Below are 15,848 nucleotides of genomic sequence, written 5' to 3'. Positions count from 1 at the left end.
GGTTCTTTCATGTCTAATTCCGACCTGCGCGCCCAACCTGCCCTGCCTTTTTTGCCCCCTCAGTACAATCGATGGGTTTGCCAGGGGGCCCAACTGACGCTTTTACCATTGCTACGCTGGCGCACTTCAGTAGCCCATATTAAGGTGGAAAACGGGGAACAGTTGCTGCAGACCTATCAGGATTTTGCCGATGGAAAAATTCGGTGGCTGCTGGCTTTTCGACATCCCAGCGTTGACGATCCGTTGGTTCTGTCTTATTGTTTGTGGCACTGGCTGCCCCGCTACGCCAAACGCCAGGGGGTGACTTTGCCCAAGCCGGTACACACCCATTTTATCTACGACCGCGGCATTCCTTTGTGGGCGGGTCGTTGGGTGAGCTGGTTGTACCCAAAATTGGGGGGGACTCCCATTCATCGGGGGAAGGTAGACCGAGTGGGGTTGCGCTCTGCGAGAGATTTGTTTTTGAACGGTCAATTTCCCATGATGGCAGCGCCGGAAGGAGCTACCAACGGGCACAATGAAATTATAAGTCCTTTGGAACCGGGGGTTGCCCAGTTGGGATTTTGGTGCGTGGAGGATTTGCAAAAGGCAAACCGGGGCGAGCGGGTACTGATTTTGCCGGTGGGAATTCAATATGATTATTTGCAACCGCCCTGGCAGGGGATTGAAAAGTTGCTGGGGAAGTTGGAGCAGGATATGGGGGTTCCCCAGGCACCGGATCGGGATACGCTGCCGGAGACGCCGGTTGATTTGGGCAGCGACCGACAGATGTATTTGTACCGACGCTTGTTGCGTTTGGGCGATCGCTTGCTATCGGTTATGGCTGAATTTTACCGCTACCACTACCAGCAACCCATTCCAGAGTTTTCCTCGGAAACCGACCTCAATGTCAAATTCCAAAAGCAGTTGCCGGTGTTGCTGGATGCGGCTTTGCGGGTGTCGGAAACCTATTTTGGGCTGTCGGGGAAAGGTACGTTTGTCGATCGCTGCCGTCGCATCGAACAGGCGGGATGGGAGTTTATTTACCGCAGCGATATCCAGGATTGGGAAAGTCTCTCCCTACTGGAACGGGGGTTGGCTGACTGGATTGCCGTTGAAGCCAATCGGTACATGTGGCACATGCGGCTGGTGGAGAGTTTTGTGGCGGTGACCGGGGATTACGTGAAGGAAAATCCCACAGCGGAACGTTTTGCCGATACCCTCTTTTTGATGTGGGATGTGATGGCGCGCTTTCGCGGTAGCAATCCGTTCAAACGCCCCCGCTTGGGCCAGCAACGCGCTACCATTCGGGTGGGTACGCCCATCGATGTCAGCCGCCGCTTCGAGCACTACCAAACCAGCCGCCGCCAAGCGGTTTCCGAACTTACCCAACAGTTGCAGTTGGCTTTAACGTCGTTGATTCGCTAGTCAATCGACCGGTGAATACGGCTTCGGCAGGACCGCTCATGTAAACGCGGTTGTCCGACTCGCACCATTCAATGTCTAAAGGACCGCCGGGCAGTTCTACGGTACAGTTGCGATCGCACAGGTGATTGAGAACGCCGGCCACAACGCAAGCACAAGCACCGGTACCGCAGGCGAGAGTGGCACCAGCCCCCCGTTCCCAAACCCGCATTTTGATTAAAGAGGGGTTGACAATTTCCACAAATTCTGTATTCGTCCGTTCGGGGAAGGCGGGATGGTTTTCCAATTGCGGACCGATGGTTTCGAGGGCTATTTCGTCGGCGTTTTCGGTGAAAATAATACAGTGGGGATTGCCCATGCTGACGGCGGTAACCTGCCAGGGGCGGCCGGCTGCTTCTAGGGAAGTGGCGATCGCGCGTTCGTCGGGGGCGACCAAAGTGGTAGGAATTTCCCGAGCGGTTAGCCGCGGCATGCCCATATTAACCCGGACGTTGCCATTTTCTAACAATTCGGGAATCATCATGCCGGCTGGGGTGTGAATTCGGTACTGCCAACTACGACCGCTTTGCTGGCTGGGGGAAACACCCAAATCGGCGGCAAATTTGGCCAAACAGCGAATTCCGTTGCCGCACATTTGCGGTTCCGACCCGTCGGCGTTGTAAATGCGCATGCTGCAGTCGCTATCTGCTTGGGGGGGTAGTAGAAAAATCACGCCATCGGCCCCAATGCCAAAATGGCGATCGCACAGTTGGATGGCTTGTTGGGCAGCGAGTAAGGGTTGGTTTTGCTGGCGATTGTCAATCAGGATAAAATCGTTTCCCAGGCCTTGATACTTGATAAATTCCATAGTTTTTCCGGCGCTTGCGTGCGGTTTTTTCCTCAACCTTGTACTATACCAAGGGGTCTTGGTGTCTGCTTGTGGATATTATCCTTTTTTCCCCGGTACGATCGAAAGATGGTACCGGCAGGCAGAAAAGGCCCTGGCAGCAGCTGGGTGCCCCGATGGGTGGATGTTTCTATTCGCGGCGGTTTCTGATGGCTTCTTGGGGCGAGCTAAGCTATAGCTGGCTGCAAAAATGCTCCCGTTTTTTTATAAACTTGAAAGAGTTCAATTTTTTTTACCTATGGCAGAATTTGATCCTGGATTGCCAAGCGTTCGCAAAATTGCCGACTATATCAAAGAGAAAAAGGAAGTGGAATTGCAATTAATCACCGGCGATCTCTTGGTAGGGAAGGTTTTTTGGCAAGATGCGGAATGTATTTGCTTGGTGGATAGTTACGACCAACAAACTTTGGTGTGGCGTCAAGCCATTGTTTACATGAAACCCAAATTCTAGGGTTCCTTGCAGGGGACCGGTTTGGGCAAGAATTCTGAAATTCAGTTTTGGAAGAAGGATCGACAGGCATGCTGCAAGCGAACCGGCTGACTTTTCGTCTGCCTCTAGGTAGGCGGTTGCGGGGAAGATTTTTTTGGCTTGGTTGGGGACTTTTGCTGGGGATTTTGTCTCCGGCGGCGCGATGTCTGGCTTTGGAAGTTGAGTTGACCCCACAAACCCCGCGTTTGGGGGAGACGATTTCCGTTACCATCGAATCAGAGGTCCCCGGCGGTTCTCCTCCGAAAGTGATTTGGGATGGAACGAGCTATCCGGCTTTTCCCCAGGCAGACAATCGATTTCGGGTGCTGTTGCCCACAACGCCCCTACAAGAGCCCGGTCGGCGGACTTTGCGCGTTCGCGATGACCAACAGGTGAGAAATTTGGCGGTCTACGTACGCGATCGCAATTTTCCTACCCAATCCATTTGGCTGAGCGATTCTAAAGCCAGCCTTACCGGCACTGATTACGAATTCGACCGGGTGGCAGAATTCAAGCAATTGGTGAGTCCGCAAAAATTCTGGCAGGGTCCGTTCCTACGCCCCCATCCCGGTTCCGTGACCACCGTGTACGGAGTTCGTCGCTACTACAACGGTGAATTTGCCAACAATTACTACCATCGTGGGGTAGACTATGCAGGCAGAAGGGGATCGACGGTGGTAGCGCCTGCCGCCGGACGGGTAGCTCTGGTGGGCCGCGAAACCGAAGGCTTTGCCCTTCATGGCAATACGGTGGGCATTGACCACGGACAAGGGGTGGTTAGCATCTTTTTACACCTCGATCGCATTGACGTGCAACCGGGACAAATGGTGGCTGCTGGGGAAGCGATTGGTACGGTGGGGTCTACGGGAATTTCCACTGGTCCTCACCTGCATTGGGGGTTGTACGTTCACGGCCGGGCGATCGATCCGGTTCCTTGGCGTTTTCGGGGAATTGAGTAATACAATCTTTGCCAGTAGGGATTCCATCAACGAGAACCTAGTTGGGCGATCGTATTTTTGCTAGCTATCGGTCAAAATTGGTAAACAGTCTTTTTGTAGAACGCGAGTTAATTGTATGAGCATTGTCAAAATTGTCGAACAAGCTCTCAAAGATGGATATCTCACCTCGGCGATGGAAGCTGAGGTGGGGCGGATTTGCAATGCCGCCAGCGAACTATCCATTGAAGAGTATATGGCCCTCGACCGTCTCATGGGTGCTTTGTTAACTGGGGAAGTGGTGGTGCTGCCCCGCAAGCAATTTATTAACGTTATGGAAGAGTTGGTGTTGGCGGAAGCGATCGCCAAGGTGGCGGAAATCGAGGCAACCAGCGAGCAAAACCTGGATGTGGGGGATATTGCTGCTTACGCGCTCAATCGCTTGCCACCTTTATATGCTACCACCGAAGAGGGGGCGAATTTCCAACGTGCCCGTGCCAAGGAAGAATTGCAAGAATTTATCAGCAAGCAGGTCAAAGAAGCGATCGCTCAGTCCCTCAACAAACCGGAATTTTTCCCGGAACGGCAAGCTTTGGGTACCTCTTCCAAAGAGGAAGTCATTTCCCAAGTCAGCAATTTGCTGCAAGCCTACGCCCCAGAATTTGAACCCCAAAACGACCAAGGTACGTCCTCTTCTTAGGAAGGTTTTTCCCTGCCTAAGTTTTTTTTTCATTTGCATGGTATTTTCTTTACCAACATGTTCAAGCTATTGCTGCGTTCCTTTTTATCTACCTCTGGCTGGTTGTTGCTTGGATGGTTGGTGGTGGCTGGCAGTTGGACCCAACCGATGGATGCTCAACCGAGCAATTCCCCAACTGCTCAAACCTCCCCCAATACACCTGCGGGCAATCGGAAACTGACGGTGAAGTCGGACATTCAAGAAGCCGATGCCCAAACTGGAATTATCACTGCCCGCGGCAACGTACAGATTGATTATCCGGCCCAACAAATCTACGCCACTTCCAATCAAGCTCAATACTTTACCCGCGAACGTCGTATCGTCCTTACGGGCAACGTACGTGTCTTACAAAACGGCAACACCATCCGCGGGGAAACTGTGACTTACCTGATTGACGAAGGGTTGTTTGTGGCGCGACCGGCTAGCAACGAACAGGTAGAATCGGTTTACGTAGTGCCAGAATCGACCAACAACAATCCTGGCAGTAGCGGTACGGATGCCCCGGCGCTTCCTACCACTCCATCGGAATCGGAAGCCTCTGCCAATGGCAATACTGACGATACCAGGGACAATAATCCGCCGTCGCTGCCTTCGATGCCATCGGAATCGGAATCGGAGGAGTCGGAGGAATCAGTTCGGTGAAAATTGTCCTGGAGAATATTTGTAAGTCCTACGGCGAGCGCTTGGTAGTCAAAGAGGCCAACCTGGCCGTTAGCCAAGGGGAAATTGTGGGTTTGCTCGGTCCCAACGGCGCTGGCAAAACGACCATGTTTTATACCATTACAGGTTTGATCGAACCCGATTGCGGTTCGGTTTGGTTGGGGAAACGCAACATTACCTCTTTACCGATCGACCGTCGCGCTAGATTGGGAATCGGCTATCTCGCCCAAGAACCGAGCATTTTTCGCCACTTGACCGTACGGGAAAATCTGCTGTTGGTTCTGGAACAAACCCAAGTTCCCCGGCAGGAGTGGTCCCAACGTTTGCATGCTTTACTGGATGAATTTCGCTTGCATCAAGTTGCTTCCACCACGGGTGTTCGCATTTCTGGTGGAGAAAGAAGGCGTACGGAAATTGCTCGTTCTCTGGCGGTGGGTCGTTGGGGACCGAAATTTCTGCTACTCGACGAACCGTTTGCTGGGATCGATCCCATTGCCGTTTCGGAAATTCAAAATATTATTGCCCGGTTGCGTACCTATCCCATGGGAATTTTAATTACCGACCATAACGTGCGCGAAACCCTAGAAATTACCGATCGCGCCTATATTATGCGAGAAGGGGAAATTTTCGCTTCGGGAACGGCGACGGAATTATACAATAATTCCTTGGTACGCAAGTACTATCTGGGCAAAAATTTTCAACTCTAACCAGTTTCACTGGCACAGGAGCATCGTAAGCTTCGATGGGCTACCCACCACACTCTATGAAATACCAATTCGCAAAATCCTGGAACCCTTTTCATTGGTTGCCGCGGATCTCGGTGATGGACCGCTACATTATGTCCGAATTGACGGCACCTTTCTTATTTGGTTTGGGCGCTTTTGCTTCGCTGGGGGTATCCATTGGCAGCGTCTTCGATTTGGTCCGCAAGGTAACTGACGGGGATATTTCTTTCGCGATCGCTGTTAAAGTCTTTTTCCTGCAAATTCCTTATTTTTTGTCCTTTGCTTTTCCCACGGCGATTCTACTGGCAACGTTGCTGGCTTACAGCCGCCTGGCTAGCGATAGCGAATTGATTGCCATGCGCAGTTGCGGGGTCAGCGTCGCGCGTTTGCTGGCTCCGGCTTTGGCCGTGGGATTGTTGGTCACTGGCGTTACCTTCGCTTTTAACGAAATGGTGGTTCCGGCCGCCAAGTACGAAGCCACCCTGACCCTGAAAAAAGCAATTACCGACGACAGCCATCCCCTACGAGATGAAACCAATATCCTCTACCCAGAATACCGCGAACGCCCCATCGGCGGCGGCGATACGGGAATTCGCCTGTATCGGCTGTTTTATGCCGAGGAATTTAATGGCGATCGCATGAAAAATGTCACCATCCTCGATTATTCGCAACCATCATTCAAACAACTCATTCTTGCAAGTTCGGGCAGCTGGAACGTTCGCGAACAGATTTGGGATTTCTACAACGGTACCATCTACATTTTGGATAACGACGGGTCCTACCGTCGGGTAGTCACCTTCGACCACCATCGATTGCTGCTGCCCAAAGCCCCTATAGAACTGGCTTCCGAACGGCGCGATTACAGCGAAATGAACATCCTGCAGGCCATGCGCCGTCGGGAACTGCTGCGCTATAGCGGCAATGAAGACGAAGTGCGCAAACTGACCATCCGCATCCAACAAAAACTGGCGATTCCTTTTGCTTGCGTAGCCTTTGCTTTGGTGGGTACCATGCTGGGGATGAAACCGGACCGTACCAGCAAAGCCACCGGATTTGGCATTAGCGTAGTGGTGATTTTTAGCTATTACCTGTTAATGTCCATTGGCGATGCCTTGGGCTTGAGCGGTGCCATCCCCCCCGCACTGGCAGGTTGGTTGCCGACCCTATGTACTTCGCTGTTTGGCTTATTTTTGTTGTGGCGTTTCTCCCGCTGAGGCCATGCCCCTGCCTGGAAAAGCTTATATAAATTTTTGGTAAAAAGGCCGGGTAACCGAGCCAATTGCCGGCCATTCCTGGTTACGAAACAAAGATGGGAGCTTGAAAGCCCTGCCTCTTTACCCAGCAGGGAGGAAAAGCTCCCCGTGCGGTCGCCGCCGTCAAAATCAAGTGGATGTGCTAGAATCTAGAAAAACAGGCGAAATTTTATAAATCTATTTTCGTCCATCATGTTGACTCTCAGTGGATGCTACCTCATTCGATCGCTGTAAGCGGATGTGAAAGTTCCCCAACCACCTATAACTTGTGCTGAGCTACGCCGAAGCAGCGGTCATGCCATAGGAAGGGTTCCTGTACCTAGATAGAATAGCTTAAGCGCAAATCCATCTAGGCACATCCAATGAAGCGAGAATCTCACGAATTCTATTCATGAGAGTGTCAAAATAGAAAGTAATGGAAGGATGCTCGTATCCAACCCAGGTAGCGATCGCTAGCGGCAACCCGACCCACGTACCAGCCGCACGCACACGTACCGTTCTGGTGGCTACTGGTGGCTAAATGAGCACCTTTCCAGAGCCAAATTCCTTGCCGACTATTTATCAGGGAAGCAGCATTCTCTCCCTCAAAGTACCATGCTCGATCCAAATCGTCTGCCCACTCCGAAATTTCGTGCTTTTTCTCAACAGCAACTACGCCTTTTGAGAGCGCAAGCGCGTAACTTAGCCCGACCTCCCGTGTGGGGTTCGGCTCTTTTGGTAATAGCTGCCATTTCCTTGGCAGGTAGCTATGTAACTCATTTCAACGAACAGCCCAGCCAAACTGCCACCGATGCTCGCTCTTCCACAAATGCGGGGACAGATGCGGGCAATCTCGAACAGGAAGAACTGGCAAAAACCCTCGCTGAAAAAGAAACCCGCGCTCAAGCCGCCGATATCGAGAGTTCTTCCGTTTTGCTGCAAGAGCTGGAAAACACCGAACAACAGGAAAACACCATCAATCCCGAGCAAGACCTCTCCTCGCAACATGGGGTAGTTAGCTTGCAGCGAGAGGTGATGGCGAATTTGGTGCCAGAAGAAGTACGCCAGCAAATGGAAAAATCCAACGCTTCCAATAGCGGAGGGGGCGTTGTTTCTGGAGAAGTGTTCGGAATCGATAACACTTTCCTATCTAGCTCTGAGAAAGACGAAGAAAACAAAAGCAACAATCCTTTCGTGTCCTCGACAGGGTCTCCTGCCAATGGAGAAACTTCTGCCAATGCTAGGTCGGGAACTGACGGGCGTTCTCTGCCCAGTTTGAACGCTCACCCTAATTACAATCCTATTGGCGGCATCGATGTGTTTTCGGCGATTCAATCCCGTAGCGACAATTCATCGACTTCTACAAGTGCGCAAGGAGCAACCACGTCTACTGGCGAGGGGCAGGGAATGGATTTTCTATCTCCGTTGCAGGGTTCTAGCGATGGCAATCGTCAGGCTGATGGGCAGCAAACACCGATACAACGGGATGTGCGAACTGGCTCTCAGGTGTACCCACCAGGTATGGATACCACTTCCGGCAGCAATCCCTACGCCTATCCGTTGCCCGACCCCCAAACCAACACCAATAGCGGTCAAGGCAGGAATGATTCGGCGGCTGGCAACAATCCTTATGCCACGCCTCTACCGAACACCAATGGCAATGCCGGGGTAGGTACCAACGACAACAACATGCTGCCCTCGCAAAACTCAATGCCAACGCCCAATCCTTCTTTGTCTCCTGCCAATCCCAATGGCGGTGGCTACAATTGGGGAACCAATGCGACCCAAGGCAGCTTTTCTGTACGGGGCAATCCCTACAATCGAGGCAGCGGCAACGAGCGTAGCAACCGCACGGGAAACACGAACAATCGCTGGTTTGGGGATTCTCGTCAAAATACCAATCCAAATCTCAACCAACCGGCTACGAATGGCAACAACCCACAGCAAGTGCAACCGTTTTCCGCACCGCGTCCGGTTCCGGGAAGAAATATTGGTGGCGGTCGGATTAATACCTTCTCCAATCCTTGAAAAAGTAAGGTACCCAGGGCAGGCAAACCACCGGCCCTGGGTCTAGTTGCGAGGAGGAAGGAACGCTTTCTCATTTGAAAGAGCGATCGCGTTTGTTTGGGTGGCGTTTAAATATTCACAATGCCGATGAATTCCAGCATGGTCAGAATGAGAAAGGCCACAATAAAAGCCGCTGTTGCCCCACCTACAGCGATCGCCAAGATGCGGTAAGCTTGGGAGAAAGGCGGTTTTTGCCATTCCCAAATATAGTCTTTTTGCTTGCGGAAATACCCCATTGCTTCGAGCTGGGTACGGAACATGTCTCCATACCGCGGCGTTTGACGTACAAACAGCACGTCTCCTTGGCTGCGTTGGGGCAAAATGCGCCTTCTTTGATAGGGAACAATAGAATTTCCAAAGTAGCGCGCGTATTCTTCGCTATCGAGCAAATCGTCAATAAAACCGGGTAAGCCTTTGGTTGCCAACACAATAGACCAGGCGATTTTTTCCCGTTCGCTGTAAACATCGCGACCGAGCAGTCGCTGTACGCACATTTGTACGAAACGATAGTTGTTGTTGGTTTCGTAGTTACGTTCCCGGAAAGTTTCCGAGGTGGCCAAACCGCGGATGAAATCTTTTACAGAAATTTTGCGGTTTTTCAGCTGCGATTCCAAAACCGGTTGGCGGTTACTTTTGAGAAGCTGATGTTCGCTGAAGATTTGACGGTAAGCTGCTTCAATGAGTTCTTTAATTTCGTCTTGAGAGTGTAGCTGTTCCAGATCGTAGACTTTGGGTTGTTCGTCCCCTGGAACTTCAAACCCAGCCACCCGTTGGTTGCTGCTGGTGGGAGAATAGTCTAGTAACGGCAATGTCATGGGAGCCATATCAATACTTTTTATACAAACTATTCAACTGGTCAAGTTCTAAGAAAGATTCCTTAGTTTCTTTTTACAATATCTCTTCTAGAGATTCTATTAAAATTTAATAAGGTAGGATGGGGATAGATGAAATATGTTCGGGTTGGAGGTTAAAAAGCGGCATTTTGCGTTTTAAATGGGCTTGAGGCAGGTGGATGATAGTGGGGAAGAACTGATGTAAAGGAGAAAAAATATGAAATTTTGAAAACGCCCGCGAATTTTTATGAATTTTTATGAATTTTTGTTCCGTTGCTGGCAGTTCCACGACTGTGCTAGCTGCGCATTTACCGGCCAAACTTAACAAATAGCAAAACTCGATTCGCCATCCCATAGCAAACAGGCTAAAATCGGTGGGTAGCGTTTGTATTGTTCCTCCTTACCACCTCATGAGTTCTAGCGAGAAAGGCCGGTTGGTCTTAAATCACTCCACCCACCTGCCAGGTTTGATTCCGATTTTAGAAAAACTAACTCAAATAAATGGTATTCAAACAGTTACCCCAGGAGAATTGGGTCGTGTCAAGGGCCATATCCCCAAGCTCAAGGTACGAATTTCTATTCCCATTCGCGGTGGGTTTAAAGCGATCGCCCGCCAGGGAAAAACCGTACAGGAAGTTTTTATTTTAACAGATTTAAGCAAACAGGAACTGGAAACAGCGATCGAGCAAATCTTAGGTTCCTAGGCATGCAGGGGCAACTTGTAGCGCTTGATGGGCACGAGCGCGCACTGCTACTTCCGCATCTTGTTGGTATAGTGCTTGCAAGCGGTGGCGAATGGCTTCCTGTTCGCTGGTTAATTCCTCACCAAGGGCCCTTGCCAGACCTTCCAATCCCACCACCGCAGCGTAGCGAATGGACCAATCTTCAGCTTGGGTGAGTTCTAACAACGTTCCCACGGCTTGACTTTGGGCCGCACTCACGCCAGTAGGGGGCATTTTTTCCCAATGCAATCGTCCCATCCCTTTGGCAGCGGCGCGGCGGACGCTGGGAGAGAAGTCGGTGGCGGCAGCTTGCAGCAGAACCTCAAAAGCCGCCGGATCGGCGATCGCGGCTAAAGCACGAATGGAATAAGCTCTGGCACCGTAGTTGTACCCGTCGATTTTTTCTAAAATGGGCTGTACGGCAGCAGTGCCGATGTTGGTGAGTCCTTCCACAGCAGCGATCGCGGCACCGGGGTTGTTGTATCCCAGCACGTCAATTAGCGTGGGAATGCTTTTGGGATCGCGGGTAGCAGCCAAAGAACGCACCGCTTGGACAAGGCTATCGGGGGTGGTGGCTTCCTCTACAGCTTGAATGAGTTCTTGGATGGTCATAATTCACATCGAGGGGTTACAACAGCGCATCCATCCAATCCATAATTTGATTGGCGCGGGGAGATGAGAAATCATCGGATGCTTGAATTTCTGCGGCCAGTAAATTTTTGAGGGAAATGAGTTTAAAACTGTTTTCTACCTTGGCTTGCGCGATCGCTTCGGTGGCTGGTAAATACCCGGTTGCGCCCAAATCTAACAGGGCGGAACGGCGCAGTTGTACGTCATTTCCTGTCAGTGCATCTACCAGATATTGCGCGTAGCTGGGTTCGTGGGTGAGCTGGTACATGGCCCGGGCGGCCGCATACTGAATGCGGGGTAAGAAATGATTGATAAAAGGTTCAATGGCAGCGATCGCGTCATTGGCTTGCAGTTTTCCCAAAGCTTCCAGGACCGCCTCGTAGGGTTGCGTGAGATGCGGGCGTCCGGGGACCTGTTGCGCTGCTTCCACACCACCAGCTAGGAGGGTTTGCAAGGGAGGAATGGCACTGCGATCGCCGATTTCTCCCAAAGCTTGGGCGGCGGATTCGCGGACATAATAATCTTCGCAGTTCAGGCATTCAAGTAAAGCGGGTACTGCCTGCGGGTCGCCAATTTTCCCCAAAGCTCTGGCAGCGTTGCGTCGCAGGGGATATCCTCCCAATTCCGTGCGATCGTCTTCATCCTGCAAAGCCTCAATCAAAGCCGCAACGGCATCAGCAGAACCAATTCTAAATTTGCCCAACCACCAAGCCGCATAATAGCGCAGGCTAGTATCGGGATGGGAAAGATTCGCGATCGCGCTTTCCACGGTCAAGCCATTTCCAGATTCGGGATGGGAAACAGACATGAATTTCGACCTACAGCAATTTACAACCATGGGGAAATGGGAAAAAGTCCCCATCCCCAGTGACAACAAGTGGCTAACAGCTAGTAGCTTGCAGATCGAAAAAAGAGCTGCCAACCATTAGCCATTAGCCACCTGCCAAGAGAATTCTGGGAGAACAAATAGATGCTTGTCAGAGCATTACTCCGATTCTGGATTTATCGGTTCAATGTTGACAATTTTTCCCCCCATACGAGTAATGCGACGCATTTCTTCGTTCATGCGGTTGTAGGGAACGTTGATAAACACGCTGCCGCTACGGCGAATGGGATAGGTGTTTTGGTCGTTGTCTTCGTTTTGACGTAACCCTACCACCTCGTAGCGGAACATGCGGTTTTCCGAGGGAGACATTCCCATTCTGCCAACTGATGCTGCACCAAGCATATTTTGTCAATCTCCGATGCTGGTTAAGGAATGTTTTCAAAAAGCTGCCCTGTTGTCGTGACAGGCGCTAAAGGCGCGATGCCGAGCGCCTCAGAACGAATCTTGTAGGCAGCAACTACGCTGGAATATGGGCCATCCACTGGCAAAATCAAAGATAAAAGATAAAGGCTACAAGAGACGAAGGGTGACTCCGTCACTTCAACCCCTATCTCCTATCTTTCATTTTACTAGGAAACCAGTCCCACCGGTAGCGTGCCTCCGGCCTCGGCTGCCCAAATTACTGTTTTGTTTTTTGTTTTTTTGAGATTAAGCTCTGGTGACGCTGGCAATCTTTCCGCCTTGGCGCAGAACTTGCTGCATTTTGTTGGATAGCTGTTCGTAAGGAACGTACAAAACTCGGCTGCTGCGACGGGTAGCCAACTTGCCACCACCAGAGCGGGTGTCTACAATTTCCACGCGGTACATGCGGCTATCGGTAGACATGCCCACCGAACCGCCCAAAGCTTGGGTCGGCAGGTCTTGCGCGTTGGGGCGATAGCTCCAGCCAGTGAGGTTGCCGGAAGGTGCCACCACAGGAGCGGGACGGTTTAACGCCAAATCCCGCGCCAACCGCGTCCGTTTGCCTTCTAGCTGGGAATTGTCGCTGTTGGCATAGCCGCGATACAGGCGGAACATGCGGGTAAACCCAACCGTTTTTTGACTGGTTTGGGTGTTGAAACCGCGGTAGTAAGGAACGATGTTGTCACCGAAGTTTTCTATATATTCGCTGGAATCGATGTAAGAATCAATTTCGGCATCGAATCCTTGGTTTTGATAGAGGTCGAGATGTTCGATGACTTCCGACTCGTCGTACGGGGCACGACCCAACAAGTGTTTGTAGTTGAGTTCGATGACCCGGGTTTGGAAGTTGCCGTACAGGAATTTCTCCTTGTACAGCTCCGATTTCGCCACGCTGCGCACAAACTCGCGTACGGAGATGGTGCCGTTGCGTAGCAAAGATTCGGCGCTGGTGAGTCGTTGGGACTCCATGACGTAGTCGTTGCCCAGAACTTGGCGGTAAACGGCGCGAATCACCGCTTCTACGTCATCTAAATTACGTAGTTCTACCTGGAAACCTTCGTCAAAGGCAGAAGTGCCCAACCGAGGTGCTGCTGCAGTAATAGCCACAGTAAACTACTACCTCCTAAATGGGTTATATTACTTGACAATGTTCGACTTCATTTGGATTGGGGAGAGGGGGATAATTGCCCTCAAACTCCGCAAAACGCGGGGAACGTTCGCCTCGCTAAAGTGAGCGATCGGCACATTTCCAGCACACTGGCTTTTGTCAACCACTTGGACCTATCTAATGCTGCAATTGACGGGCTTGGGGCTGGCGACGCACCCCAAGGTAGGAACTTTGGCACTTACCGATAACGTAGTTGACGAACAGAGGCTGGAGCAACCGAACCATCATCAACCAGAGTGTCAGTTCATCTCCAGTGATTTGGTTCGTCCTTGTTGCCACGAATTTCCACCGAATCCTACAAAATTGCCCGGTCAGGTGTACCGATGCCAGCTTCAAACCAGCACCCGCATACCTCACCGGGCAAGCACTATCTGCTTTCTTAGCTGAGAGCGTTAATGGCGTAGTCGATGTAGGTGTTGGCTTCGTTGGCTGCCTGGCCGCTCAAGCCGTGGTTGGCTTTGATGTACTTGAGAGCTTCGATGTACCAGCTGGGGGAAAGTTCAAAAGTGGCATTGATTTCTGCCAAGCCGGCAATCAAGTATTCGTCCATGGGACCGGTGCCGCCGGCTACCAAGCAGTAGGTGACCATACGCAGGTAGTAGCCGATGTCGCGGGAGCACTTGGCTTTGCCTTCCGGGGTGGAAGCATACTGGGGCCCTTGCATTTGGGTAGTGTAAGGGAACTTGTTGTAAACGGCTTGGGCAGCCCCATCGATTAAGCGTTGGGAGTTTTGCGTCAAGGTGCGGGCAGCTTCCAAGCTGGCCATGGCCCGGTCAAAACGTCCGTTGGCAGCTTGCAGTTCGCTGTTGCTCAGGAAACGTCCTTGGGTATCTGCGGCTGCGATCGCTTCGGTAATTGGGGTTTTCATTGTGAATCTTTCTCCCTAATTTGTCCTGTGGTTTTCTAGTGGTTTTGTTTAAAACGAGCAATTCAAGCGAATTGGATTTGGCGCAACAAACGCCAAGGGTAGAAAAGGTTCGCGATTAGCCTACAGCAGCGGCAGCGCGATCGAAGTAACCGGCTACTTCAGAAACCAGGGCACTGCAATCCCCAGGAGTGATGCCGGCAGGATCGTTGATCATTTCCACGGCGGCATCTTTCATTTTTTGCACGCCTACGGCCACGGAAGCTCCGGGTACGCCCAAAGCTTGGTAGGTTTCGCGCAAGCCGTTCAAGCAACGATCGTCGAGAACGCTAGCATCACCAGCTAGGGTGGCATAGGTGACGTAGCGCAAGATGATTTCCATGTCGCGCAAGCAAGCAGCCATGCGGCGGTTGGTGTAAGCATTGCCGCCGGGTTGGATCAGTTGGGGTTGCTCGGCAAACAAGGCGCGAGCGGCGTTGGCAACAATGGTGGAGCTGTTGGAGGTCATGCGGTTAACAGCATCCAAACGTTTGTTGCTTTCTTTCACCATGTTGGTGAGAGCGTCCATGGTGGAGTCGCTGAGGAATTCACCGCGAGCATCCGCTTGAGAAACAACCCTAGTAAATGCGTCTAGCATGGAATAAATCTCCTTCTTCTTTTCTGGGGTACAGCTTCGATATCAAACTGGTTTTGATGGGCGGTTTGGTAGTCACAGGCAAAAGCCCCATCTACCAACAATCCCAGCACTGCTTAGGGAATTTCCTTAAAGGCACCGTGAAGGAATATCAAATCCGACTAGCTACCTTTAAGAATTCTGAGAGAGGAAGTTCTTGGGCGAACTCTCCTACCAGCTTTTGTCGATCGTTGGTGGTAGTAGGCTTTTGCTTTCTTTGTTTTACCCTACCAGGTATTTTTTATACAATGCTGAAGCGGTTTTTTTTATTACAGTTTATTAAATAACCTATCGTTGCCCTTACAATGCGAAACCTTTATTTGTAGCGGCTTTCAGGGTCTTGCTCGCAACATTTCTTTACATTAGGGGCACTCGATCTTTTCTCCCTGCACCGATCGAGCGGGAACGCTTCCTAGGTCCTTGCTAGATGCTATTGCCGATAGAATCACGATTTGAAAGCTTCTTTTCCCGAAGATCTTGGTTAACCAGATGGTTTCGATCTTGTTAACTAGTGTTAAGTTACAATTTGTTTACACCGATTTTTTCCGGTGG

At 51.2% G+C, this 15,848-nt stretch carries 18 protein-coding genes; 9 read left to right on the top strand and 9 right to left on the bottom strand.

Annotated elements, in window-relative coordinates; translation table 11 throughout:
* Positions 1-9 precede the first annotated feature (9 nt).
* Positions 10-1,407, top strand: coding sequence for a glycerol acyltransferase (locus AS151_RS03420; RefSeq protein ID WP_071515664.1), 1,398 nt, complete (start codon positions 10-12; stop codon positions 1,405-1,407).
* On the opposite strand, the gene dapF is transcribed toward AS151_RS03420, so the two are convergent.
* On the bottom strand, positions 1,364-2,251 hold the full coding sequence (gene dapF / locus AS151_RS03415; protein ID WP_071515663.1) for a diaminopimelate epimerase: 888 nt from the start codon (positions 2,249-2,251) through the stop codon (positions 1,364-1,366). The genes AS151_RS03420 and dapF overlap by 44 nt on opposite strands.
* A gap of 277 nt (positions 2,252-2,528) precedes the next feature.
* Here dapF and AS151_RS03410 point away from each other — a divergent pair, with 277 nt between their 5' ends.
* From AS151_RS03410 to AS151_RS03380, 7 genes are all read left to right on the top strand, one after another.
* Positions 2,529-2,741: an RNA chaperone Hfq gene (locus AS151_RS03410; protein WP_071515706.1), complete on the top strand. Its 213-nt coding sequence runs from the start codon at positions 2,529-2,531 to the stop codon at positions 2,739-2,741.
* 68 nt (positions 2,742-2,809) lie between these two features.
* On the top strand, positions 2,810-3,718 hold the full coding sequence (locus AS151_RS03405; protein WP_084639375.1) for a M23 family metallopeptidase: 909 nt from the start codon (positions 2,810-2,812) through the stop codon (positions 3,716-3,718).
* A 115-nt stretch (positions 3,719-3,833) separates the two neighbouring features.
* Entirely contained in the window at positions 3,834-4,394 is a 561-nt protein-coding gene (locus AS151_RS03400) for a late competence development ComFB family protein (protein ID WP_071515662.1), read from the top strand.
* A gap of 147 nt (positions 4,395-4,541) precedes the next feature.
* Entirely contained in the window at positions 4,542-5,075 is a 534-nt protein-coding gene (locus tag AS151_RS20560) for an LptA/OstA family protein (protein WP_343327417.1), read from the top strand.
* A complete protein-coding gene (gene lptB / locus AS151_RS03390) occupies positions 5,072-5,800 on the top strand; it encodes an LPS export ABC transporter ATP-binding protein (protein WP_071515661.1) in 729 nt (242 codons plus the stop codon). The genes AS151_RS20560 and lptB overlap by 4 nt, the downstream gene beginning before the upstream one ends.
* Before the next feature lie 56 nt (positions 5,801-5,856).
* Complete coding sequence (locus AS151_RS03385) at positions 5,857-7,032, top strand: LptF/LptG family permease (protein WP_071515660.1); 1,176 nt, start codon at positions 5,857-5,859, stop codon at positions 7,030-7,032.
* Between the two features lie 633 nt (positions 7,033-7,665).
* Positions 7,666-9,078, top strand: coding sequence for a hypothetical protein (locus tag AS151_RS03380; RefSeq protein ID WP_071515659.1), 1,413 nt, complete (start codon positions 7,666-7,668; stop codon positions 9,076-9,078).
* A gap of 107 nt (positions 9,079-9,185) precedes the next feature.
* Here the strand turns inward: AS151_RS03380 and AS151_RS03375 are convergent, their stop codons facing one another.
* Positions 9,186-9,932, bottom strand: coding sequence for a phycobilisome rod-core linker polypeptide (locus AS151_RS03375; RefSeq protein ID WP_071515704.1), 747 nt, complete (start codon positions 9,930-9,932; stop codon positions 9,186-9,188).
* A 428-nt stretch (positions 9,933-10,360) separates the two neighbouring features.
* Between AS151_RS03375 and AS151_RS03370 the strand changes: the two genes are divergently transcribed.
* Positions 10,361-10,654 (top strand): DUF2103 domain-containing protein, encoded by a 294-nt coding sequence (locus AS151_RS03370; RefSeq protein ID WP_071515703.1) that lies wholly within the window; start codon positions 10,361-10,363, stop codon positions 10,652-10,654.
* Here the strand turns inward: AS151_RS03370 and AS151_RS03365 are convergent.
* From AS151_RS03365 to AS151_RS03340, 7 genes are all read right to left on the bottom strand, one after another.
* A complete protein-coding gene (locus AS151_RS03365; RefSeq protein ID WP_071515658.1) occupies positions 10,643-11,284 on the bottom strand; it encodes a HEAT repeat domain-containing protein in 642 nt (213 codons plus the stop codon). The genes AS151_RS03370 and AS151_RS03365 overlap by 12 nt on opposite strands.
* 16 nt (positions 11,285-11,300) lie before the next feature.
* Entirely contained in the window at positions 11,301-12,110 is an 810-nt protein-coding gene (locus AS151_RS03360; protein WP_071515657.1) for a HEAT repeat domain-containing protein, read from the bottom strand.
* 177 nt (positions 12,111-12,287) lie between these two features.
* On the bottom strand, positions 12,288-12,530 hold the full coding sequence (locus AS151_RS03355; RefSeq protein WP_071515656.1) for a phycobilisome linker polypeptide: 243 nt from the start codon (positions 12,528-12,530) through the stop codon (positions 12,288-12,290).
* A 306-nt stretch (positions 12,531-12,836) separates the two neighbouring features.
* Positions 12,837-13,697: a phycobilisome linker polypeptide gene (locus AS151_RS03350; RefSeq protein WP_071515655.1), complete on the bottom strand. Its 861-nt coding sequence runs from the start codon at positions 13,695-13,697 to the stop codon at positions 12,837-12,839.
* Positions 13,698-13,875: 178 nt separating this feature from the next.
* Positions 13,876-14,037 (bottom strand): hypothetical protein, encoded by a 162-nt coding sequence (locus AS151_RS21905; RefSeq protein ID WP_170861297.1) that lies wholly within the window; start codon positions 14,035-14,037, stop codon positions 13,876-13,878.
* A gap of 100 nt (positions 14,038-14,137) precedes the next feature.
* Positions 14,138-14,626 carry a phycocyanin subunit alpha gene (gene cpcA / locus AS151_RS03345; RefSeq protein WP_071515654.1) on the bottom strand — a complete coding sequence of 163 codons (489 nt, stop codon included), beginning with the start codon at positions 14,624-14,626 and terminating at the stop codon, positions 14,138-14,140.
* 115 nt (positions 14,627-14,741) lie between these two features.
* On the bottom strand, positions 14,742-15,260 hold the full coding sequence (locus AS151_RS03340) for a phycocyanin subunit beta (protein ID WP_071515653.1): 519 nt from the start codon (positions 15,258-15,260) through the stop codon (positions 14,742-14,744).
* Between the last annotated feature and the right edge of the window lie 588 nt (positions 15,261-15,848).

Origin of the sequence: Geitlerinema sp. PCC 9228 (assembly GCF_001870905.1) — a bacterium.
Classification (GTDB): domain Bacteria; phylum Cyanobacteriota; class Cyanobacteriia; order Cyanobacteriales; family PCC-9228; genus PCC-9228.
The sequence above is the reverse complement of the archived record's forward strand: the minus strand, read 5'-3'. Positions and strand labels throughout refer to the sequence as shown.

Bases quoted from the DNA above. Each gene is read 5' to 3' on its own strand.
- AS151_RS03365 (WP_071515658.1), bottom strand. From the start codon at position 11,284: ATGACCATCCAAGAACTCATTCAAGCTGTAGAGGAAGCCACCACCCCC.
- AS151_RS03385 (WP_071515660.1), top strand. From the start codon at position 5,857: ATGAAATACCAATTCGCAAAATCCTGGAACCCTTTTCATTGGTTGCCG.
- cpcA (WP_071515654.1), bottom strand. From the start codon at position 14,626: ATGAAAACCCCAATTACCGAAGCGATCGCAGCCGCAGATACCCAAGGA.
- AS151_RS03405 (WP_084639375.1), top strand. From the start codon at position 2,810: ATGCTGCAAGCGAACCGGCTGACTTTTCGTCTGCCTCTAGGTAGGCGG.
- AS151_RS20560 (WP_343327417.1), top strand. From the start codon at position 4,542: ATGGATGCTCAACCGAGCAATTCCCCAACTGCTCAAACCTCCCCCAAT.
- AS151_RS03355 (WP_071515656.1), bottom strand. From the start codon at position 12,530: ATGCTTGGTGCAGCATCAGTTGGCAGAATGGGAATGTCTCCCTCGGAA.
- AS151_RS03400 (WP_071515662.1), top strand. From the start codon at position 3,834: ATGAGCATTGTCAAAATTGTCGAACAAGCTCTCAAAGATGGATATCTC.
- AS151_RS03360 (WP_071515657.1), bottom strand. From the start codon at position 12,110: ATGTCTGTTTCCCATCCCGAATCTGGAAATGGCTTGACCGTGGAAAGC.
- AS151_RS03375 (WP_071515704.1), bottom strand. From the start codon at position 9,932: ATGACATTGCCGTTACTAGACTATTCTCCCACCAGCAGCAACCAACGG.
- AS151_RS03410 (WP_071515706.1), top strand. From the start codon at position 2,529: ATGGCAGAATTTGATCCTGGATTGCCAAGCGTTCGCAAAATTGCCGAC.
- dapF (WP_071515663.1), bottom strand. From the start codon at position 2,251: ATGGAATTTATCAAGTATCAAGGCCTGGGAAACGATTTTATCCTGATT.
- AS151_RS03370 (WP_071515703.1), top strand. From the start codon at position 10,361: ATGAGTTCTAGCGAGAAAGGCCGGTTGGTCTTAAATCACTCCACCCAC.
- AS151_RS03340 (WP_071515653.1), bottom strand. From the start codon at position 15,260: ATGCTAGACGCATTTACTAGGGTTGTTTCTCAAGCGGATGCTCGCGGT.
- AS151_RS03380 (WP_071515659.1), top strand. From the start codon at position 7,666: ATGCTCGATCCAAATCGTCTGCCCACTCCGAAATTTCGTGCTTTTTCT.
- AS151_RS03420 (WP_071515664.1), top strand. From the start codon at position 10: ATGTCTAATTCCGACCTGCGCGCCCAACCTGCCCTGCCTTTTTTGCCC.